The 20,447-nt window shown below is 39.2% G+C and carries 23 protein-coding genes; 21 read left to right on the top strand and 2 right to left on the bottom strand.

What is annotated here, in order from left to right:
• Positions 1–16 precede the first annotated feature (16 nt).
• Positions 17–1,453 (top strand): gluconokinase, encoded by a 1,437-nt coding sequence (locus JT739_RS11350; RefSeq protein WP_237661239.1) that lies wholly within the window; start codon positions 17–19, stop codon positions 1,451–1,453.
• A 105-nt stretch (positions 1,454–1,558) separates the two neighbouring features.
• Here JT739_RS11350 and JT739_RS11345 read toward each other — a convergent pair whose 3' ends face one another.
• Positions 1,559–1,720 carry a hypothetical protein gene (locus tag JT739_RS11345; RefSeq protein WP_237661238.1) on the bottom strand — a complete coding sequence of 54 codons (162 nt, stop codon included), beginning with the start codon at positions 1,718–1,720 and terminating at the stop codon, positions 1,559–1,561.
• A gap of 290 nt (positions 1,721–2,010) precedes the next feature.
• Here JT739_RS11345 and JT739_RS11340 point away from each other — a divergent pair, with 290 nt between their 5' ends.
• From JT739_RS11340 to JT739_RS11255, 18 genes are all read left to right on the top strand, one after another.
• The gene (locus JT739_RS11340; RefSeq protein WP_237661237.1) at positions 2,011–2,427 is read left to right on the top strand and encodes a 4Fe-4S binding protein; all 417 of its coding nucleotides are present in this window, start codon (positions 2,011–2,013) and stop codon (positions 2,425–2,427) included.
• Positions 2,428–2,626: 199 nt separating this feature from the next.
• Positions 2,627–3,718 (top strand): 3-phosphoserine/phosphohydroxythreonine transaminase, encoded by a 1,092-nt coding sequence (serC, locus tag JT739_RS11335; RefSeq protein ID WP_237661236.1) that lies wholly within the window; start codon positions 2,627–2,629, stop codon positions 3,716–3,718.
• A gap of 15 nt (positions 3,719–3,733) precedes the next feature.
• Complete coding sequence (locus tag JT739_RS11330; RefSeq protein ID WP_237661235.1) at positions 3,734–3,952, top strand: hypothetical protein; 219 nt, start codon at positions 3,734–3,736, stop codon at positions 3,950–3,952.
• Between the two features lie 78 nt (positions 3,953–4,030).
• Complete coding sequence (locus tag JT739_RS11325; protein WP_237661234.1) at positions 4,031–4,369, top strand: helix-turn-helix transcriptional regulator; 339 nt, start codon at positions 4,031–4,033, stop codon at positions 4,367–4,369.
• Positions 4,341–5,303 (top strand): ABC transporter ATP-binding protein, encoded by a 963-nt coding sequence (locus JT739_RS11320; RefSeq protein WP_237661233.1) that lies wholly within the window; start codon positions 4,341–4,343, stop codon positions 5,301–5,303. The genes JT739_RS11325 and JT739_RS11320 overlap by 29 nt, the downstream gene beginning before the upstream one ends.
• 1 nt (position 5,304) lies before the next feature.
• Positions 5,305–6,036, top strand: coding sequence for an ABC transporter permease (locus JT739_RS11315; RefSeq protein WP_237661232.1), 732 nt, complete (start codon positions 5,305–5,307; stop codon positions 6,034–6,036).
• An 86-nt stretch (positions 6,037–6,122) separates the two neighbouring features.
• Entirely contained in the window at positions 6,123–7,001 is an 879-nt protein-coding gene (locus JT739_RS11310) for a DUF2935 domain-containing protein (protein ID WP_237661231.1), read from the top strand.
• Positions 7,002–7,291: 290 nt separating this feature from the next.
• Positions 7,292–8,836 (top strand): coenzyme F420-0:L-glutamate ligase, encoded by a 1,545-nt coding sequence (locus JT739_RS11305; RefSeq protein WP_237661230.1) that lies wholly within the window; start codon positions 7,292–7,294, stop codon positions 8,834–8,836.
• Positions 8,837–8,914: 78 nt separating this feature from the next.
• Positions 8,915–9,196, top strand: a complete 282-nt coding sequence (locus tag JT739_RS11300; RefSeq protein WP_237661229.1) for a DUF2508 family protein — start codon at positions 8,915–8,917, stop codon at positions 9,194–9,196.
• A 37-nt stretch (positions 9,197–9,233) separates the two neighbouring features.
• Positions 9,234–9,500: a pro-sigmaK processing inhibitor BofA family protein gene (locus JT739_RS11295; RefSeq protein ID WP_237661263.1), complete on the top strand. Its 267-nt coding sequence runs from the start codon at positions 9,234–9,236 to the stop codon at positions 9,498–9,500.
• Positions 9,501–9,840: 340 nt separating this feature from the next.
• Positions 9,841–10,416, top strand: a complete 576-nt coding sequence (locus JT739_RS11290) for a 2-oxoacid:acceptor oxidoreductase family protein (RefSeq protein WP_237661228.1) — start codon at positions 9,841–9,843, stop codon at positions 10,414–10,416.
• On the top strand, positions 10,413–10,781 hold the full coding sequence (locus JT739_RS11285) for a 4Fe-4S binding protein (RefSeq protein WP_237661227.1): 369 nt from the start codon (positions 10,413–10,415) through the stop codon (positions 10,779–10,781). Before JT739_RS11290 ends, JT739_RS11285 begins: the two co-directional genes overlap by 4 nt.
• Positions 10,771–11,952 carry a pyruvate ferredoxin oxidoreductase gene (porA, locus tag JT739_RS11280; protein WP_237661226.1) on the top strand — a complete coding sequence of 394 codons (1,182 nt, stop codon included), beginning with the start codon at positions 10,771–10,773 and terminating at the stop codon, positions 11,950–11,952. Before JT739_RS11285 ends, porA begins: the two co-directional genes overlap by 11 nt.
• Before the next feature lie 11 nt (positions 11,953–11,963).
• Entirely contained in the window at positions 11,964–12,911 is a 948-nt protein-coding gene (locus tag JT739_RS11275) for a thiamine pyrophosphate-dependent enzyme (protein ID WP_237661225.1), read from the top strand.
• Positions 12,912–13,027: 116 nt separating this feature from the next.
• Positions 13,028–13,924 carry a patatin-like phospholipase family protein gene (locus JT739_RS11270; RefSeq protein WP_237661224.1) on the top strand — a complete coding sequence of 299 codons (897 nt, stop codon included), beginning with the start codon at positions 13,028–13,030 and terminating at the stop codon, positions 13,922–13,924.
• 416 nt (positions 13,925–14,340) lie between these two features.
• The gene (locus JT739_RS11265; protein ID WP_237661223.1) at positions 14,341–14,466 is read left to right on the top strand and encodes a DNA repair protein RadA; all 126 of its coding nucleotides are present in this window, start codon (positions 14,341–14,343) and stop codon (positions 14,464–14,466) included.
• A gap of 11 nt (positions 14,467–14,477) precedes the next feature.
• Positions 14,478–14,885, top strand: a complete 408-nt coding sequence (locus JT739_RS11260; protein WP_237661222.1) for a Fur family transcriptional regulator — start codon at positions 14,478–14,480, stop codon at positions 14,883–14,885.
• Positions 14,886–15,182: 297 nt separating this feature from the next.
• A complete protein-coding gene (locus JT739_RS11255) occupies positions 15,183–17,555 on the top strand; it encodes a vitamin B12-dependent ribonucleotide reductase (protein WP_237661221.1) in 2,373 nt (790 codons plus the stop codon).
• Between the two features lie 122 nt (positions 17,556–17,677).
• Here the strand turns inward: JT739_RS11255 and JT739_RS11250 are convergent, their stop codons facing one another.
• Entirely contained in the window at positions 17,678–18,280 is a 603-nt protein-coding gene (locus JT739_RS11250) for a TetR/AcrR family transcriptional regulator (protein ID WP_237661220.1), read from the bottom strand.
• Between the two features lie 161 nt (positions 18,281–18,441).
• On the opposite strand from JT739_RS11250, the gene JT739_RS11245 reads away from it, so the two are divergent.
• Together JT739_RS11245 and JT739_RS11240 are read left to right on the top strand one after the other, a co-directional pair.
• Positions 18,442–19,146 carry an ABC transporter ATP-binding protein gene (locus tag JT739_RS11245; protein ID WP_237661219.1) on the top strand — a complete coding sequence of 235 codons (705 nt, stop codon included), beginning with the start codon at positions 18,442–18,444 and terminating at the stop codon, positions 19,144–19,146.
• Positions 19,146–20,447, top strand: a 1,302-nt coding sequence (locus tag JT739_RS11240) for an ABC transporter permease (protein ID WP_237661218.1), incomplete at its 3' end; no start/stop codon positions are given. The genes JT739_RS11245 and JT739_RS11240, both read left to right, overlap by 1 nt.

Genomic DNA, 20,447 nt, shown 5'->3' with positions numbered 1-20,447 from the left:
TAAGGAGTAAGTCACTATGAACATTCTGGCTATAGAAATAAGCACATCATCGGCCAAGGCAATGCTGTATTCACCGGAAGAAGGCGCCAAGGCTGTAGAAAGCATAACCTTTCCGCCTAAATCCTGTGATGTCATGTCACAAGAACCGGGGGATATCTACGATTTATTAAAAAAATGCATTTTATCTATAACTGATAAGACGCGAAATATAGATGCCATCGGTGTCTGCACCACGTGGCATACCATCTTATTTTTAGGGCAAAATCACAATCCCCTAGGGCGAATATACACCTGGGCTCATAATAAGGCCAGCGTAATCGTAGAGAATTATAGAAGAGATGACGGTTTCAAAAAATGGTATTACAACAAAACGGGGTGTATGGTAAATAGCACCTATCCCTTGTGGCAGTATATATATTTCCGCGATACGAAGTCACCCATGTGCAATGAGAAGGCTCTTATCTCATCCCAACAGGCCTTTATTTTTGAAAAGCTTACGGGCGAGTTTGTTATGTCTAAAACCACTGCGGCAGGTTCTGGGTTTTTAAATATCAAATCTCTAAGCTGGGATAAGGATATCCTGGACTTTGCAGGGTTAAAAGAAGAACAATTGCCGGCATTAAAGGAACCCACTTATTCAGCACCTTTAAAGCAAGAAGTGGCCTCGGAACTGAATCTTCCCCCAGGTATACCGGTAGTGCTCGGAGGCGCCGATGGAGCTATGAATCAGATTGGCGATGGTGCAGTAAAACATGGCTTTATGACTTTCTCCGTTGGAACCAGCGGCGCACTGCGAATGGTAGCTGATCAGCCGATTTTGCCAAATCAGCCTTCTACATGGTGTTACTATCTGATTGATGACATGTGGATAGCTGGAGCTGCAACTAGTGGAGCCGGAAACTGCGTTGACTGGTTTATAAAAAAACACAGCTTCGGTGAGGTTAAGCTGAAGCATGATGACCTGGGACAAAAACTGCATGAGGTTGACAGAGACGATGCTCCCATATTTATGCCTTTTCTGTACGGAGAGCGGTGTCCTGGATGGCGGGACGACCGCAGAGGAGCTTTTTACAATCTGACAGGAAAACATGGTCTTGTGGACATGTATTATGCAGTACTGGAAGGTGTGCTCTTTAACCTTTACCACTGCTTTAGGCTTTTAACTCGGGATATCGGGAAGCCTTCAAAGGTCATAATTTCAGGTGGAATAGAGCACTCACAAGAATGGCTTCAGATGGCCTCAGATATTTTTCAGACTGAGCTAGCAGTGTCACAGGTTCAGCATGCCTCCCTTCTGGGAACGGCGGTTTTGACACTGAAAGCGGTGGGCGGAATACCCAGTCTTGCATACCACACCCCTACTCCGAAAAGAATAATAAAACCACAAGAGGATTTGGCGGAATTATTCCATAAGCGTTTTGAAAAATACCTGGAAATATACAATAAGTGTTAGTGAAGGATTTTTGCAAATATCCTCGGTGCTGATATTACCGAGGATATTTTTTTTAAAAAGATAAAAAGCCGCGGTAATTTGCAAATACCGTGGCTTGGTAAAATATTATAATTTAACAGCTTCTAATTCACGCAATCTTTCGCTGATGTTTTTTAACTCACTGGCAATTTGCTGTGTTATCAAATCTAGCTTTTGTGCCCTCTCTCTTTCCATCATTTTTCTTATTTTCAAACGTCCGACTCCGTATGGGTCATTGTAAAAAGTCATCTTAAAAAATACCTCCTCATTATTAGTAATCATTACTATTTATGTAAATAATATCAGTAATCATTATCATTTGTCAAGATCTTTTTAATAAATTTTTTTAGAAAAAATGATATTATAAAGATGGATAGCATAAAACATTTACATAGGCGCTGGTATATCTATTATAAAGTGTACATTTATTTAAACCCATTTAAAGGGTGGTATGTTTGCGGCACGTAAGAAAGCGAAGGAGTAGATTAAAGTGACTAAAGTGGTTATAAAAGAGTGCAGAGAATATTAAGATGTTGGGTATGGAAATTGAAAAAGTTGCTGTCCTAACTGCCGCAAGATTAAGGAAGATAGGGGAAAGCAAACTGGAGAACATAACAATAGATGGTGATTATGATGATGTTCCAGAGTTAGATAATTTTAAACTGCCAAAGCGCTACAAAAGCAGTAAAAAGCTAAATTTTAAAGTCCTGATAAGGATTATCGATTTTTTTAAAACTGTGCCAAGGATTAACAGGAAAAAGTGTAGAAACTGCAATGTATGTGTAGAGAGCTGTCCTGCATCAGCTATTAATGAGGAGACTAAACAAATTGATTATAAGGTCTGCATAGAATGCTTGTGCTGCCATGAATTGTGTATGTATAAAGCAGTGGAGCTAAAGAAGAAAAACTTCTTTGCCGGCTTAATAGCTGACCTAAGTCTTAGGAGATATAGCTAAGAGATGTATGTTTGTCTTTAACTTTAAAGATTTTTGTAAAAGAAGGAAAAGTAAAATCTGTATAGAATATATAAGGTTAAGTTTTTTCATAATGTTAAAATCGGTTAGGATTAAAATTTTATTTAACTAATATTGATAAACATTTAACAACTATTTTATTGAAAGCAAAATTTAAGTATAAATGATTGGAGTGTTACAAATGAAATATGACAGAGTTTATAATTTTTCTGCAGGTCCAGCTATAATGCCCGTTGAAGTTCTAGAAGAAATTGCAAGTGAAGTGCTAAATTACAGAGGTAGCGGCATGAGCGTTATGGAAATGTCGCACCGCTCCAAAGTTTTCCAAAATATCATCGACGAGGCGGAAGCCGATTTGCGTGACCTCATGAACATTCCTGACAATTACAAGGTATTGTTTGTTCAGGGCGGTGCTACACTGCAGTTTGCGATGGTTCCAATGAACTTAATGAAAAACGGTGTTGCCGATTATATTGTAACCGGCGCATGGTCAGAAAAAGCATATCTGGAAGCCAAAAAGTACGGAAAAGCCAACTTGCTTGCAACAAGTAAAGATAAAAATTACAGTTATATTCCTGATTGTTCGGACTTGCCCGTTGATCCCAATGCTGACTATGTTTACATCTGCGAAAATGAAACAATACATGGTACAACATTCAAAAAGCTCCCAAATACTAAGGGGAAAGTTTTGGTTTCCGACCAGTCGTCAATGTTCCTGTCCAAACCGTGTAATGTTTCGGACTACGGCCTTATATATGCCGGTGTTCAAAAAAATGTTGGCCCTGCTGGCCTGGTGATTGTAATCATAAGAGAGGATCTTATAAGAAAAGATTTAGATGAAATAGTGCCTACTTATATGCGCTATGACATACACGCAGAAAATGGTTCCTTATACAATACGCCCAACTGTTGGAGCATATATGTCTGCGGCAAAGTTTTCAAATATCTTAAGAAAATCGGCGGCCTTTCCGTCATGCAGAAGATAAACGAAGAAAAAGCTGCTATATTATATGATTTTCTCGACAACAGCAAAATGTTCCGTGGTACGGCAGAAAAGGAATACCGTTCTTTGATGAACGTCACTTTTGCAACTGGAGATAAGGAACTTGACGCAAAAGTCATTGCGGCAGCTAAAGCAGCCGGTTTTGACAACTTGAAAGGGCATAGAAGTGTGGGCGGTTTACGCGCATCTATCTATAATGCTATGCCTAAGGAGGGCGTTGAGGCATTGGTCGCCTTCCTTGAAAAATTCGAAAAAGAAAATCTAGTATAAGTATGGATATATGTAATGGGCGGCCTTTGGTCGCCCATTACAAATGATGAAGAAGAAAAGATTAAGGCGTTAAGGTTAATATGTGAAAAGTATACTCCAACAAAGATGGCTTATTTTCCTATAGCGATTAAAGCTGGATTAAAACGAACTAATATATACTCTATAAAAATTGAAGAAATAACAGCAAAAAGAAAGAAATATGATGCAAATGGACAAAAGCAACCATTTATTTAATTTAGTATTGACTTAACCAAAAAACTAAAGCATAATTTAATTAAGCAATTACTTAATTAAAAGGTGGTGTAGGTTGATATGGAACCTATAAAGATGTTTAAAGCCTTAGCAGATGAAACAAGGTATAAAATACTTATATTGCTGCTTCAGCATAATTACTGTGTCAGAGCACTGTCGAAAGAACTTGGGCTGACGGAATCTGCAGTTTCACAGCATTTAAAAGCATTGAAAGAGGCAGGCTTACTTGTTGGTGAGAAAAAGGGTTATTTTATGCACTATGATGTAGACCGAGATAGCTTGAACGAACTTGCAGCTAAAATTAAAGAACTTGCTTTAATTAAACGAGAAGCTTGTAGTCCCGAAAGCATGGAAGGGAGCAAAAAACGCCATGGAAGTTGTAAGTGTCACAAATCTTAAAAAGAAATACGGAGAATTTCTTGCAGTTGACCATATTTCTTTTAGCATAAAGCAGGGGGAAGTATTTGGATTTTTAGGGCCAAACGGAGCCGGCAAAACTTCAACAATCAATATGATGATCGGTTTATCCAGACCGACCGGTGGCCATATTGAGATTTTTGGAATTGATGCCGTAAAAGATGTAAAGAAAGTACAGAGAATTATAGGTGTTGTTCCGGATGAAAACAATCTGTATGATGAAATGAACGGCTTTGATAATCTTTGCTTTTGTGCTTCATTATATGGGATAAGTAAAGCAAAACGCGAAAAAAGAGCAGTGGAACTGTTAGAACAATTTAATTTAACGGATGCTGGAAAACGGCCTTTTAAAACATATTCAAAGGGGATGAAACGAAAGCTCACAATTGCTGCTGCCATCATACACGATCCTAAAATATTGTTTTTAGATGAACCGACTACCGGAATAGATGTTGAAAGTGCAAGGCAAATAAGGGAACTTATATTGCATTTAAAAAATCAAGGCAAAACTATATTCATTACTACTCATTACATTGAAGAAGCCCAGCGGGTATGTGATAGGATTGCTTTTATTGTAAAGGGCAGGATTGTGAAAATTGGGTCAGTAAGAGAGTTGTTGGAAAATACAGAGCAGGAACATAAACTCAAATTGAAAGTTGCAGGCAGTTTAAATGAACTAAGTGGAGAACTTAAAAACCATTTTCAAAATTTCAAGTTAGAGATTCTAGATGAAAATTCTTTGCTAATTACTTCTGAAGAACGCGTAACTCTATCTCCTATTATTCGATGGCTGGATAGTAAAGGGATTTTGGTTTATGAGGCAAGAGAGATAAAGCCCTCCTTAGAAGATGTGTTTGTTAAAATAACGGGGAGTAAAGCTGCGCAAATAAGTGGAAAAGAAAAGGTGGAGATGTAAAGTGGAAACAGCAATCGCGTTTTGGAACATTTTAAAAAAAGATATAAAAAATTACTATTTAAAACCACCTAATATTAGCTGGGGAATTATATTTCCTTTGTCATGGACATTGATGCAGCTAATACGCTCACCGAATATGGAGATTATTGAGCTGCTGCCGGGTTTAATGGCAATGAGTGTATTGTTTGGAACAACTTCAATGCTGGCAGTTACAATAACGTTTGAAAAGAGGTCTCACTCCTTTGATAGATTATTGCTTGCCCCAATTAGTTTAGGTATACTGGTCTTTGCTAAATTATCGGGAGCAGTAATATTTGGCTTGGTAAATGCGTTTGTCCCTGTTGTTTTTGCTGCATTTTTTACAGATTTAAGTGGAATAAACTGGCCAATTGTGATAATCGCTGTTATCTTAATCGCAATAACTTCTGCCTTAATTGGTTTGTTGATTGCCGTATCTGTTAAGGAAGTGTTTGAAGCACAGACATTATCCAACTTTTTTAGATTTCCCATGCTTTTTTTGTGCGGATTGTTTATGCCAATTGAGCATTTACCCGCCATTTTGAAACCAATAACCTTTTGTTTGCCCTTGACTTATGGAACTGATGCACTAAACAGGGCTATTAGATGCAGCTCGATTTTTTATCCAACGTTTAATATTTTTATAACTCTGGTATTTAGTGTCTTATTGTTTTGTTTGTGCCAACGAAGTATAAAAAAGAACTGGATTTTATAATTTTAATAGTTCTTTCGCACAATTTCGGCGTTTATCTATATTATATATTAAGAAAATACGAGTAATAAAATTGGGGAGGTTTTTTTATGTCCGGTCGGAAAATAACGATAAACAGCCCTCAATGCCGAAATTGTGTATGTGAATATAATCGCCTGGAAGAGGCACGGTTCTGGTCCAGAATACTGCAAGAGCATGCACTTTTTATTAAACTGGGATTGCCTGCAGACCAGATAGAATTGAGGGAAGAAGCACAGACCTTTATTGATAGATTCATGGAATTGAGAAGAGCGCTTAACAGAGTATCAAGGCTTGAAGGAAGACTCTTAGATGACTTGATAAATGCAGTAAAAGCCATAATCGAATTTAAAGCAAAACTATTGAGGAAGCTTATTCAATGTAGAGCAGAACCGGGAAGCAACTATCCACTTTTGTTAGACCATATTAGAAGGGAAGCGGAGCGTTTTCTGGAACTCTTGCAAATGCCAGTTCCTCAGGATCCCCTGACGATGCTCCTTGAGCAAGAAGTATTCTGGTTGCGCATAATGAAGGAGCATATAGAGTTTATCATACACTTGCTTGACCCGTCTGAAAGAGAGTTAATAAATCAAGCCGAAGAATCCAGAAGAGTTTTTTCGCGCTTGCTGGAAACGGCAAGGGACTTTGAATCGATGGCCAAAACAAGGCCTAGAAGTTTCAATACAGCTTTACGTTTTACTCAAGATGTCATTAACAACACTACTGCCCTTCGCGATTTTAAAGCAGCAGCGTTTGAATTGGCAAAACTATGCGAAATCTTGGGTATTGTATCGACGCCGCTGTTACTTGACCATGTGAGGCGTGAAGCAGATAAGTTTCTCGATGAGCTAAATATTCTGTTGCCTGAAGCCAGAAGGTGTAGTTTAAATAATCAACTGGACAGTGAAATTGTATACAAAAACCAGATCCAGGATCTTTTCCCAAATTAATTAAATTAAGTATTATGAATGAAGTACGGGAGTGCAAATAGCGCTCCCGTTAGTACGTTTAGGGCTAAAATATGAATTGAAAAGGGCCAGAAGCAAATCCCATAAAGCAAAGAGATTTATGCATCTTGCCTCCTTTAAATTTTGCGTATATAGGTAATACTAATATTGTATTCGGAAAAAATTAACTTGAAATTTTTCTGTTAATTTTTGTCTTTTCCTGATATAATAAGTGTTGTAGCAAAATCTATGTGTATTTTATTTTGGACGCAGAATAGAAAGGATGTTGTCCTATGGAGAAATTTTCTCTTCCTTCAATTGCAGGCGTAGCAGCTGTAGGCCTTAAGACAGGGTTAATCTTCCCTAATGATGATATTGTTGCTATTACAGCTGAAGCAGCCAAACCCTTTGTGGAAGACAAGGACATTATTTGCGTAACCGAGGCGGTAGTAGCTCGCTCGCAAAACCGTTATATTTCTTGTGAGGAGTTGGCTCGCGATATCCAAAGCAAGTTAAATCTTGCTCCTAAAAGTACTTTAGCCGTAATAAGCCCTATTGCCAGCAGAAACCGCTTTGCACTGGTATTAAAGGCGTTGGCGATGGCTACAAGAGGTGGCAAGATTATTCTTCAGTTTCCCATACCTTTTGACGAGGTAGGAAACCAGGTCATGGATGAAGAATTTGCCACAACCAGGCTTAGGCTAAAGAAAGTGTTAAAAAGCCTTCAGGAAGCCAGAGAGAACACACCTCAGCTAAACGTTCTTATTAGAGAGATTATTGCGGCCCTTAAGCTGCAGGAAATAGGATACAGCATTTTAAGTATACGTAAAATTACCGGTAAAGGCATTGCCGATTTGACGGTGAGGACTCCGGAAGGAAAGCTGGCTGTAGTTGAGGTAACCTTTGAAAATTTAGAAAAGGCAGCCAGAAAAGCCATTGGCATTAAAAATGATGTAGAAGGTGCCCGGCAGGCTCTGGCTATTTCTGTGAATTTGGGCCATCATAAGATAACTATGGTTGATGCAGAGAATTTGGACAATGCCAAGACTTATGATTTTGGGCTGCAACTTGACAGCTATTACGACCCTGATGTGATATATACCAATGAACTTGAAAACATCAAGTTTTCCCATCCTATAACGGGTATGGATTATAGGGATCTGTATCTTAAAATGATTAAAGCCGGTAATGCTGAAGGCGAAGTTATATTTACTAACAATCCCCTAAAAGTTTACGACAGAGGATATATTAACGGTGTATGTATTGCGGCAGTCCATGAACGGGATAAATTAAAAGAGCTATTTGAATCTTTCGGTGCCATGGTACCTGTAACTACAATTAAAGATATAGGCCCTGGACCATGGGGCGTTATCGGTTCAAATGTTTCCGATTTTGAAAAGGGCGTACTTAAACTTTTACCCGGTGATTCAGACGATACGGCAGAAAAGATAAAAGCTAAAATCAAGGAAGTAAGCGGTAAAGACGTAGAGGTGCTGATTTTTGGCGATGGCGCCTATAAAGATCCGGATACCGGTATTTTTGAAATGGCGGACCCATATCCGGCAATAGGTGTAAGCAGCGGCTTGAAAAAGGCTACCCTTAGAACTGGAACAAAACTTAAACTTCAAGTCGATACGCTGCACAATCTTGGATATTCCCGAGATGAAATAGAACAGATAATAAAAAACAACCAGGCAGAAGTTACAAGAGAGAGCTTGGGCACTACACCTCGAAGCGTAACAAGCATCGTAGCAACCTTAGCTGATTTGGTGGCAGGCTCTGCCGATGCGGGAACACCAATTGTGCTAGTTCGCGGCTTCAAATACACTAACGATTAACCATAAAACAGTGCAAACTCATCTCCGTATAACCAGATAGACAAATGGTTATAATCTCCAATGAGGAGATGAGTTTGCATGAAAAAGTACGATATCTTCCGAAATATTTATGAAATATTTTCTAGGTTTTTTTTAGATAGTAATTATGATGAACCTTTAGACACACCAAAATCCAGGCTCGCTGATGAAATACGTGAAGCTCATCAGGAATGGATCCGAGCTCAAAAATACTTTCAGTGGGTTTCGGATCCTGAACTAGTAGACCATGCAATTTTTACAGAGGAAGCAGCACGTAGAAAATATATTTATCTTTTAAATCAGGCCAAAAATCAAGGCATAAGTACTGAAGAGCTAAAATAAGATAGTACAAAAAACATGGGTGGTGATAGGATTGCAGATGGATTATGCCGCCATCCTGGCTTACGCATGCGGTCTACTGCTTCTTTACGTAATTGGTCGGGCCTTAATCATGCCCATCAAAATTGTGATAAAACTGGTGTACAATGCACTCATTGGTGGAGCTGTATTATTACTATTAAACTTTATCGGAGGATACATAGGATTTCATATAGCATTAAACCCCATAACTGCACTGATGGTAGGGTTTTTAGGCATACCAGGTGTTGTTATGCTGTTTATTTTACAATACATACTTACGGGTTAGCTTTATAATCATCACCGTGCAAAAGGCGCAGGTGATGATTTTTTTATATTGACCACTTGCAGACAGTCTGTTATACTTATTTTGAAAAAACTGTTATAGTCATTCAAATCTGCAAAAATCTAGTTACATAAAATCTGTATCAGATTATAACGTAATATGTTTTATAACAGTTTAATACTTCCGATTCTTTACTATAACAGTTATTTTTTCTAATTTATTTTCACGATGCAAAATTCAAGTTTAACTATCTTTATTCTGCTTTTTTCAGGCTCTTTTATGGGTAATATTGTTTTTTCTTGGCAAACTATAATATAGGATTTTTATGAAGGGAGGATTTTTCATGTCAAAAGTATTAGAAATCCGCTGGCATGGCCGTGGTGGACAGGGAGCTAAAACTGCTGCTTTAATGCTGGCGGAAACCATAGCACAAACGGGAAAATATGTACAAGGTTTCCCGGAATACGGTCCAGAGCGAATGGGAGCGCCCATCCTTGCTTTTAATAGAATAAGCGATTCCCCCATTCACATCCATTCAAATGTTATCAATCCCCATATTGTCATCGTATTAGATGCCACACTTTTAGGTGAAAAGGTTACAGCTGGGGTCCCCGAAGATGGGATTTATATTGTAAACACAACCAAAACACCACAGGAAGTTAGGGAAAAGCTCAACTTAAAAGGTGGAAAAATCTTTACGGTAGATGCTAACCAAATTTCTTTGGAAACTATCGGAAGGGTTATTCCGAATACGCCTTTAATGGGTGCTTTTATTAAGGCTACTGGCCTGATGCCCTTCGATGAGTTTGCAAAACATGTTAAGGATGAACTTGAAAAGAAATTTAAGACTAAACCGGAAGTCATTGATGGCAATATTAAAGCTATTGAGAGAGCTTATCAGGAGGTGAAGGGCGAATGACACCATTTAACAGGAATTTTGGACAAGGTCGCTCCAGAGAGGGTATAAGTCCCGATATGAATTGGAGAGAGCTTACAAAAGCCGGCAATATCTATGAGCCTGGCAATGCCAACACATATGAAACCGGTGATTGGCGCACCATCAGACCTATTTGGAACAAGGAGCGCTGTATACATTGCCTTATTTGCTGGCGCTATTGCCCTGATGCTTCCATAATTTCCACTGATGGCAAATTTGATTGTTTTGACTACAAGCATTGCAAAGGGTGCGGCATTTGTGCCAACGTATGCCCGACCCATGCTATTGATATGATTTCTGAAGATGAAATAGATAAGCAGAAGGAGGCGAGAAGAAATGAAGAATAGAGTTGCCCTTACCGGAAATGAGGCAGTCGCCCAGGCTATGAGGCAGATAAACCCTGATGTTGTTGCAGCATATCCCATCACTCCTTCTACGGAAGTTGTTCAGATGTTTTCTTCCTTTGTAAACAACGGCAAGGTAGACACAGAGTTTGTAGCAGTTGAAAGCGAACACAGTGCCATGAGTGCTACTATCGGTGCTTCTGCTGCCGGGGCAAGAGCCATGACCTGTACTTCAAGTCAGGGTTTGGCTTACATGTTTGAAGTAGTATATGTGGCCGCTTCAATGAGGCTTCCTATTGTATTTCCTGTAGTAAACAGAGCTTTAAGTGCACCCATTAACATCCATTGTGACCACAGTGATGCAATGGGAATAAAACAATCAGGCGTCATTCAGCTGTTTTCAGAAAATGCTCAGGAAGCTTATGATAATATGATTCAAGCTATTCGCATTGCTGAGCATCCCGATGTGCTTTTGCCCGTCAGCGTAAACTATGATGGGTTTATTACAAGCCACGCCTTAGACGTTTTAGATATTTTGGACGATGATACTGTAAAAGAATTTATAGGCGAATATCATCCTCAGGAAGCACTGCTGAATGTTAAAGAGCAGTTCTCCATGGGTAACTTTGATATGTACGACTACTACTTTGAACACAAATACCAGCAGGTAGCTGCCATGGAAAATGCTAAACGAGTAATTGAAGAAATAGGTAAAGAATATGCAAAAATATCAGGCAGAACCTACGGTCTGGTTGATGCATATAAGCTGGAAGATGCAGACATGGCTATAGTAGTAATGAACTCTGCAGCAGGAAGTGCTAAGGGCGTATGTGATGAGCTCAGAGCTAAAGGTCTAAAAGTAGGTGTGCTGAAGCCCAGGGTTTTCAGACCATTCCCACATGAAGCAGTGGTTGACGCATTAAAAGGTGTAAAAGCCGTTGCAGTCCTTGACAGAGCTGAAACATTCTCCACCCTTGGAGGGCCGATGTTTGAAGATGTAAGGACTTCCCTTTATGATCTAAAAGCTGACATCAAAGTAGTGAACTATGTATACGGCCTTGGAGGAAGAGACCTGCGTCTGGAAGATGTTGAGAAGGTCTACAATGACCTGGGCGACATCGTAAAGACTGGAAGAGTTGACAAATTCGTAAGATATTTAGGATTGAGAGAATAGGAGGTGCAGGAATGGCTACATTAAAAGAACTTGCCCAAGTGAAAGAGAGATTTGTTGGAGGTCATAGGCTCTGTGCAGGATGTGGTCATGGTATTTCGGTGCGCATGGTGTTAAATGCCCTGGGAAACGATGAACATGTGGTTGTAGGCTGTGCTACAGGGTGTCTGGAGGTTGCATCTACCATATATCCATATACTGCATGGAACTGTTCATTTATACACAATGCCTTTGAAAATGCCGCAGCGACCTTAAGCGGTGTAGAGGCGGCATACAGGTCCCTTAAAAAACAAGGAAAGTTAAAAGAAGATATTAAGTTTGTGGCCTTTGGCGGTGACGGAGGAACTTATGATATAGGTCTACAGTCTCTTTCCGGTGCCATGGAGCGTGGCCATAACCTGGTTTATGTATGTCTTGACAATGGAGCTTATATGAACACCGGTATCCAACGTTCCAGTGCAACGCCAATAGGTGCAGATACCACCACCAGCCCGGCAGGTAAAGTAGTGCCCGGAAAGCAGCAACCCAGAAAAGATTTAGCCGCTGTAATTGCAGCCCATAACATACCCTATGTAGCTCAAACGTCCATCAGCAGTTGGCAGGATGTCCATGCAAAGGCCAAAAAGGCTTTTGAGGTAGATGGACCGGCGTTTATCAATATTCTGTCACCATGCCCAAGGGGTTGGAGATATAACACGCCAGATGTTGTGGAATTATCCAAACTTGCAGTAGAAACCCGTTTCTGGCCGCTATTTGAAGTGGAAAACGGCAAATGGAAGCTAAACAAAAAGCCCAAGAAGTACGTTCCAATTGAAGAATTCTTGAAACCTCAAGGGAGATTCCGCCATCTGTTTGCTCCCGGAAATGAGCACATCATACAGCGGATTCAGGAAGAAGTAGACCAGAGATGGCTAGCTCTGCTTGAGCGCTGTGGCGAAAAACCTGAATTGCCTCCCCGTTAATAAACCTTCATATAAAATCCCGCACTGTAAAGGTGCGGGATTTTAATTTTAACAAAATCCTTCTTTTTTAATATTTTATATATTAAGGGCAGTCTTATGTTATGGGGGAGTTAAAAATGAGTGGAAAAATCCATAAAATTGGCTTGGCATTAAGCGGTGGAGGCGTGAGGGGTGCTGTTCACCTTGGAATTTTAAATGTGCTGATAAAAAACCAAATTTATCCCGATATAATAGCCGGAACCAGTGCGGGCAGCATAGTAGCTGCGTTATATGCTGCTGGGGTTGACCTGGAGAAATTCGTAGAGGATTTTAAAAAAATTAATCCGGTGAAATTGTTAGATCCTACAATTTCAGGAGTGTATATTTTGTTGCTGTTTTATTATTATTGGATAAATAAACCTATAATTAATTGGGTTTTTCCAAAGGGGCTCTTTAAGGGAAATAAGATTGAACAATTCTTGGAAGAAGTGTTTAACAAAAAAGGTTTTGATGACCTAAAAATTCCCATTTCAGTAATAAGTGCGGATATTAATACAGGGGAAACTGTGGTATTTTGTCCCAGGAAAAATATTCCGACAAAGAAAATGGACAATACAGTTTTTATAACAGAGCAATCTTTGGCTACAGCAGTTAGAGCCAGCATATCTTTACCCGGTATATTCTTGCCAAAAGTAGTTAAAGGCCATACTTTGGTAGACGGAGGCATTAAAAACAACATACCTGTAGATATTTTGTATGCACAAAATGCGAGAAAGATCATAGGTGTGGATTTAGGGGTGTCGGAGAGCAGGCCAAGGGTTAAATCTATTGTCGATATTTTAATGGCCACTATAGATATAATGGGTGATGAACTGTCCAATTATATAAGAAAGGAGCACCCGGGGTATTATATTTACCCTGATATAAAGGGTATCGGTTATAAGGATTTTTATCGAATACCCGAAATCGTAAAATACGGTGAGAAAGTAGCTGAAAGGGAACTGCCACAAATTGTCGAGTATTTATCGTCGTAAATTAAAAAACAAAAAAAGAAGTGGCGCCAAATCACCGCTTCTTGAATAAGTTTTTTGCAATTTTAATGTTCCATATATCCTGACTGATACAGAAATTCCAGAATGTATTCTTCTAAAGTTTCCTCTTGTTCATTTAAAAAAATACCATCGTAATTCATAATCAAACCTCCCCCGGATAATTGTATACATGTATTATAGTTTTATTATACACATAAAAACAAAAATGTCAATAAAAAAATTTTCTCATCAACTTTTAATGCATGGTCAATACTATAAATGATGGACTATCGATTTTTAATGAGCTTATATATGCACCTGTTTTTATTATAAAATCCATATGATGAAAATTGACATATTCAATCTTTTCCGATATACTATGTATAAATAGTAATGATTATTAATATGGAGGTGTTTTAATGGCAGTATATAAGTGCAGTGCTTGTGGATATGAAAAGGAAAGTCGTTGTAAACCGAGAAAGTGTCCGGAATGTGAAGCAAAGGACACCTTTACAAAGGTAGAAACCCCCAAAGAGGAGAAGTGAGAAGGTGTTAGATGGACAGAAAAAAAGGTTTTATCCGTAAAACAAGGCAGAGGGACTTGATTTTAAAGACACTTAGGGGTACTGATACTCATCCCACAGCAGATTGGATATATGAGCAGGTTAAAAAAGAAATGCCCAATATCAGTCTTGGCACTGTATATCGCAATTTGGGCAAGCTTGCAGAATTAGGTGAAATAACAGAACTTAACTTTGGCAGCAAATACAGCCGTTTTGACGGCAATGCAGAAAACCACTATCATTTTGTATGTACTGAGTGTGGAAAAATACTTGATGTAAAAGGATGTAAAGTGGATAAAGAATTAGAAAAGTGCGTTGAGCAAAATAACAATGTGGAAGTAGATTTTCACACAACTTTGTTTTATGGCTTTTGTAGCGATTGCAAAAATAAAAAAGGGTAAAAAACTTAGCCATGGCGATCTAACACATTTCAAGATCGCCTTTTTCGATTTTATAAATTTGATTTATAATAATATAAAATACTGAGTGAAAAATAGCTTTAGGGTAATTAAGAGACTAAAATATGCTAAACAAGCTTTCCGTGATTTGCGAAAACAATATGTAGTGTTATATAATCATATCGATGCACTACATATAGTATAAATTTAATAAATTCTTTTTATTTAGTGCCTATTTAGGACCACATGATAGGGGTAAGATGAAGAGAAATAGGCAGAAACAAATCTGAGGTGATATAGATGGGAACGGACAAGATAAGATTGACGGAAAACGCCAAGGTTGTTCTCAAGAAGCGTTATCTGGCAAAAGACGCAGAAGGTAATGTGATTGAAACACCGGAAAAGCTAATAGACAGAGTATCTTGTGCAATAGCCAAGGCGGAAGACAAGTACTCCGAGGGTAAGAGTGAAGTTTGGGCAAAGAAGTTTTACGAGCAAATGGCGGAATTAAAATTTCTCCCAAATTCTCCTACATTAATGAATGCCGGCAGAGAGTTGGGGCAGCTATCTGCCTGTTTTGTGCTGCCTGTAGAAGACTCCATGGAGGGAATTTTTGATTCTATTAAGTCGGCAGCCCTTATACATAAAAGCGGTGGTGGAACGGGATTTAGCTTTTCACGCCTTAGGCCAAAAGGCGCAACAGTAAAGTCGACGGGAGGAGTTGCATCAGGCCCCGTATCTTTTATGAAGGTATTTAATTCTGCCACGGAGGCCGTAAAACAGGGCGGTACAAGAAGGGGCGCAAATATGGGCATTCTTCGGGTAGACCATCCGGATATTTTAGATTTTATTCAATGCAAGAAAAACGATAAGGAAATCACTAATTTCAACATAAGTGTAGCAATTACATCTAAGTTTATGGAAGCACTGAAAAATGACGAAGAATATGACCTGGTAGACCCCCACACCAATAAAGTTACCGGCAGACTTAAAGCCAGAGAAGTTTTTGATCTCATTGTGGACATGGCCTGGAACAACGGAGAGCCTGGAATTGTATTTATTGACAGGATAAATGAATATAATCCCACTCCGGCCGTTGGCGCCATCGAAAGCACCAACCCATGTGGCGAACAGCCCCTTTTACCCTACGAATCATGCAACTTGGGTTCTATAAATCTTGCAAAATTCGTCAAAAAGCATGGTAGCGATAGCCAAATCGATTATGAGAGCCTGAAGGAAACGGTACATATAGCTGTAAGATTTTTAGATGATGTCATCGATGTGAACCGTTATCCTTTAAAGGAAATAGAAAAAATGACTTTGGCCAACCGCAAAATCGGATTAGGTGTTATGGGCTTTGCGGATATGTTAATACAGCTTGGCATTCCCTATAATTCTGATGAAGCTGTAAAAACTGCAGAAGAAGTGATGGGCTTTATCGATACAGAGTCAAAAAAGGCCTCTGAAGAACTGGCAAAAGAGCGAGGCGTTTTCCCGAATTGGGAAAAGAGCGTTTATAAAGATAAGGGAATGCGCCTAAGAAATGCTACTACAACTACTATTGCTCCAACCGGAACCATAAGCATTATAGCGGGAGCTTCCAGCGGCATCGAGCCCATATTTGCTTTGGCTTTCGAGCGGCATGTAATGGACAACGATCGTTTAGTAGAGGTACACCCTCTGTTTAAAGAGGCTTTAATGGATTTAGGCCTTTACACAGATGAGTTGATGCAGGAAGTTATAGAAAAAGGTTCAGTTCAGGCAATAACGGCTTTGCCTGAAAAAATAAAAAAGGTTTTTGTAACAGCTCATGATATTACTCCAGAATGGCATATAAAGATTCAGGCTGCTTTTCAAAAATTCACCGATAATGCCGTATCAAAGACCGTAAACTTTCCTAACAGCGCTACTAGGGAAGATGTAAGAAATGTTTATCTGATGGCATATGAACTTGGCTGCAAAGGCGTGACAATCTACCGAGACGGCAGCAGGGAGGAACAAGTGCTAAATAAGGGTACAAAGGATAAAGAAAAAGACAAGACAAAGGACAGCATGCTGCCTCCACGCTGTGAAGATTGCCCAATAACCAATGTAATTCCGGGAAGCGAAATCAAACCGAGGCCAAGGCCCAGTGTAACCTACGGCAATACTGAAAAAGTAAAAATCGGCTGCGGCAATCTGTATATCACTGTGAATTCAGACGAAAACGGAATTTGTGAAGTATTTACCAACCTTGGTCGCGCAGGGGGCTGCCCTTCTCAGTCGGAGGCCACAAGCCGCCTTATCTCAATGGCCCTTCGTTCTGGAATTGACGTCAAGGCCATAGTTGAGCAGCTAAAGGGCATACGCTGTCACTCTACCTTGCGTCAGATGGCAAGCAATAAAGAAATAAAGGTGCTTTCGTGCCCCGATGCTATAGGTCGGGCCATTGAACGCAGCTTGGGTTTAGCAAAAGGCAACGGAAACGGCAATAGCCATGAATCAAACTACGCCTATATTAAACGTTATGTAGATGCCGGTAATGATGAAATGGCCATATCCAATGATGAAATTGGTTTAAATGCAAATAAGCAGCCCGTAAAAGGCGCCGCATGTCCTGAATGCGGTAATACGCTGGAACATGAAGGCGGTTGCGTCATATGCCGCAGCTGCGGCTACTCCAAGTGCGGTTAATAAATACTAAAAGCTCTCTTAAAGCATATAGCTTTAAGGGAGCTTTTTGATTGTGAAACAGCAAGGTCCCCAGGACCTGAAAAGATCTCCAGTTGGGTTCTTATTGAAAGCCTGTAGCAAATCTATTGAGGCAGACTGGACGGCTTTTCGCCCATAAGGCCGTAAAAGAAAAGCGAAGACAGATCTTGCATTGCGGATTTTGGAAGCTTTGAAATCAAGTCATGTTGACTTATAGCTCTTGTAAAAATGGTTATATAAAACAAAAAGGCTTCATTTGAGATGTCTTTGTTTATATAACCTTCCCTGCGGCCTTTGTCAATAAGGCGTATCATCAATGGAATAGCTCTATTCTTATAAAAATCATCGATAAATTGCTGCATGTCTTTATATGTTGAGAGAAGGGTTTGTATAAATTCATAATTCATCATTTTTACAGATTCACTTTTATCAAAGACAATTTTCTCTATAATCTCCAGGAAAGTCAATTCTTCTTCTAATAGTCTTTCATATTGTTTGAGCTTTTCCTCTAAAAAATCTTTAATAGACTCTTTTAAGAGATTTTCCTTACTGCCGAAGTAATTGTATATAGTAACTTGTGACACATTAGCTTTTTTAGCTATTTGGGCAATGTTAGTTTTTTGCACGCCAAAAGTTGAAAAAAGCTCAAAGGCAGCTTTGCAGATATTTTTTTTCTTAAGCATTGTTCTGCGCTCAAAGCCGTTCATATATATGCACCTCGTACCTATGATACTAAAAATAATGAAATATATCAATAAAAATATTTCAAAACTCATTGTCATAAGTTTGCAATTTTGATATTATGAAATAAAACAATAAAAATATTTCATAAATATTAGTAATAAATTTATTGAAGGGAGGGCTATAGTTGGAACCAATAATAGTCGCTGAATCTTTAAGTAAAACATACAAGATGGGTGAAGTTGAAGTTAGAGCTTTAAAAGAGGCAAGTTTTGAAATAATGGAAGGAGAGCTAATTGTGGTACTTGGTCCCAGCGGTTCCGGCAAAAGCACCTTGCTTAATATCATAGGAGGAATGGATAAACCCACCGGCGGAAGACTCTATTATAAGGGAAAGCCTTTACATGAAGCTGATCAAAGACAGCTGACATTCTATCGCCGAAATGAGGTAGGCTTTGTTTTTCAGTTTTATAATTTGATGCCAAATCTTACGGCTTTAGAGAATATCAACCTTTCGGTACAGATAGCAAAAAATCCACTTTCTGCCGAAAAATTGTTGGAACAGGTGGGTCTTGGAGAAAGAGGCAACCATTTTCCGTCACAGCTGTCCGGTGGAGAGCAACAGCGGGTGGCCCTTGCAAGGGCTCTTGCAAAAAATCCTCAGATGCTCTTGTGTGACGAGCCAACAGGAGCTTTGGACTTTAACACCAGCATTCAAGTTTTAAGTCTACTTAAAAGTTTTTGTGATATATATTCAAAAACTGTTGTTATCATCACCCACAACAATGCCATAGCTCAAATGGCTCATCGTATTTTCTACTTAAAAGACGGCAGGCTGGAGAAGATTGAAAAAAATGAAAATCCTCTTCCGCCGGAGAAGGTGACCTGGTAATGCTTTTTCAAAAAATGCTAAGGGATATTATAGAAAATAAGGGGGCATATATGGCCTGCATGGTTATCATAACTATGGGCCTTTTGATATTTACCGCCTTTTCTACCATGGTGGAAACTTTGCAAACTTCCCAGGAAAGCTTTTATAAGAGCCGGAATTTTGCAGATGGTTTTGCCCAAGTACAAGCTATATCCAGAGATGACATAAAAAGACTGGAAGATATAGATGGAATAAAGGAAATCCAGGGCCGCCTTGTAAAAGAAGTGATGGTATATGAGCCAGAAAGTGAAGAAAATATATATTTGCGCCTGGTATCAGTGGAGCCAGGTATTCAAAATCCAATAAATAATCCACTTTTAAAAACGGGTTCTCCCCTTGAAGATAATGTTTTAAATATTTGGGTGGACAATAAGTTCTTTGAAGCCAACAATCATCGTCTAAACGATGAAATAGAGATAATAGCATCAGGTAAGAAGCATAAACTTTCCATAGCAGGAGTTGCCAGCAGTCCAGAGTTCGTATATGCTCTTCGCACTGCAGCAGATATGTTTCCTTCTCCTGAAACTTTCGGCATCGGTTTTATCCATTTAAAGAATATGGAAAAACTTTTTCCCGGCGAAAAAGCGTATAATGACTTGGTTTTTACTTTGGAGCCCGGTGCTGATTTTGAAAAAGTTAAAACTGAGCTTGAAATAAAGTTAAAGCCTTATGGCTTAAAGAGTTTGATTCCACGGGATGAGCAAATAAGTCACTTGCTTTTGAGTGAAGAGCTAAAAGGCCTTGTATCCATGTCAAAAGCTATGCCCATCATGTTTCTTTCAATTGCTGGTGTAATCCTGTATATTACGCTCAAAAGACTTATCGAACAGCAGCGTGGCCAGATAGGAATTTTAAAAGCACTAGGCTATACATCTAAAGAAATTCTGTTTCACTATATGTCATATGCTATAATTATTGGCCTTGCAGGAGGTGTGCTGGGCATTGCGTTGGGAGGGATTCTTTCGTATCCCCTAACATCAATATATCAAGTATTTTTTAACTTGCCGGGGCTTGAAGGCAGATTTTCACCATTTCTTGTAATTTCAGGTTTGATTATGAGTATCAGCTTTTCACTATTAGCAGGCTTTCAAGGCAGCAGGCAGGTTTTAGCTTTAGAGCCTGCGGAAGCAATGCGGCCTCCCGCACCCGCGCAAGGTAGGCGAGTTCTGCTTGAAAAAATCGGCATAATATGGCGAAGACTTACCGTGCAGCAAATGATGGCTGTTCGAAACATGTGGCGAAATAAAGGGCGCAGCTTTTTT

The organism is Tepidanaerobacter sp. GT38 (assembly GCF_021991635.1).
Classification (GTDB): Bacteria; Bacillota; Thermosediminibacteria; order Thermosediminibacterales; family Tepidanaerobacteraceae; genus DTU063.
The sequence above is the reverse complement of the archived record's forward strand: the minus strand, read 5'-3'. Positions and strand labels throughout refer to the sequence as shown.

Excerpts from the sequence above, each read along its gene's own strand:
- JT739_RS11300 (WP_237661229.1), top strand. The coding sequence starts at position 8,915 with ATGAAAAAGTACGATATCTTCCGAAATATTTATGAAATATTTTCTAGG.
- JT739_RS11275 (WP_237661225.1), top strand. The coding sequence starts at position 11,964 with ATGGCTACATTAAAAGAACTTGCCCAAGTGAAAGAGAGATTTGTTGGA.
- JT739_RS11265 (WP_237661223.1), top strand. The coding sequence starts at position 14,341 with ATGGCAGTATATAAGTGCAGTGCTTGTGGATATGAAAAGGAAAGTCGT.
- JT739_RS11285 (WP_237661227.1), top strand. The coding sequence starts at position 10,413 with ATGACACCATTTAACAGGAATTTTGGACAAGGTCGCTCCAGAGAGGGT.
- JT739_RS11295 (WP_237661263.1), top strand. The coding sequence starts at position 9,234 with ATGGATTATGCCGCCATCCTGGCTTACGCATGCGGTCTACTGCTTCTT.
- JT739_RS11260 (WP_237661222.1), top strand. The coding sequence starts at position 14,478 with ATGGACAGAAAAAAAGGTTTTATCCGTAAAACAAGGCAGAGGGACTTG.
- JT739_RS11350 (WP_237661239.1), top strand. The coding sequence starts at position 17 with ATGAACATTCTGGCTATAGAAATAAGCACATCATCGGCCAAGGCAATG.
- JT739_RS11320 (WP_237661233.1), top strand. The coding sequence starts at position 4,341 with ATGGAAGTTGTAAGTGTCACAAATCTTAAAAAGAAATACGGAGAATTT.
- JT739_RS11270 (WP_237661224.1), top strand. The coding sequence starts at position 13,028 with ATGAGTGGAAAAATCCATAAAATTGGCTTGGCATTAAGCGGTGGAGGC.
- JT739_RS11305 (WP_237661230.1), top strand. The coding sequence starts at position 7,292 with ATGGAGAAATTTTCTCTTCCTTCAATTGCAGGCGTAGCAGCTGTAGGC.
- porA (WP_237661226.1), top strand. The coding sequence starts at position 10,771 with ATGAAGAATAGAGTTGCCCTTACCGGAAATGAGGCAGTCGCCCAGGCT.
- JT739_RS11345 (WP_237661238.1), bottom strand. The coding sequence starts at position 1,720 with ATGACTTTTTACAATGACCCATACGGAGTCGGACGTTTGAAAATAAGA.
- JT739_RS11340 (WP_237661237.1), top strand. The coding sequence starts at position 2,011 with ATGGAAATTGAAAAAGTTGCTGTCCTAACTGCCGCAAGATTAAGGAAG.
- serC (WP_237661236.1), top strand. The coding sequence starts at position 2,627 with ATGAAATATGACAGAGTTTATAATTTTTCTGCAGGTCCAGCTATAATG.
- JT739_RS11250 (WP_237661220.1), bottom strand. The coding sequence starts at position 18,280 with ATGAACGGCTTTGAGCGCAGAACAATGCTTAAGAAAAAAAATATCTGC.
- JT739_RS11325 (WP_237661234.1), top strand. The coding sequence starts at position 4,031 with ATGGAACCTATAAAGATGTTTAAAGCCTTAGCAGATGAAACAAGGTAT.
- JT739_RS11310 (WP_237661231.1), top strand. The coding sequence starts at position 6,123 with ATGTCCGGTCGGAAAATAACGATAAACAGCCCTCAATGCCGAAATTGT.
- JT739_RS11255 (WP_237661221.1), top strand. The coding sequence starts at position 15,183 with ATGGGAACGGACAAGATAAGATTGACGGAAAACGCCAAGGTTGTTCTC.
- JT739_RS11330 (WP_237661235.1), top strand. The coding sequence starts at position 3,734 with ATGGGCGGCCTTTGGTCGCCCATTACAAATGATGAAGAAGAAAAGATT.
- JT739_RS11290 (WP_237661228.1), top strand. The coding sequence starts at position 9,841 with ATGTCAAAAGTATTAGAAATCCGCTGGCATGGCCGTGGTGGACAGGGA.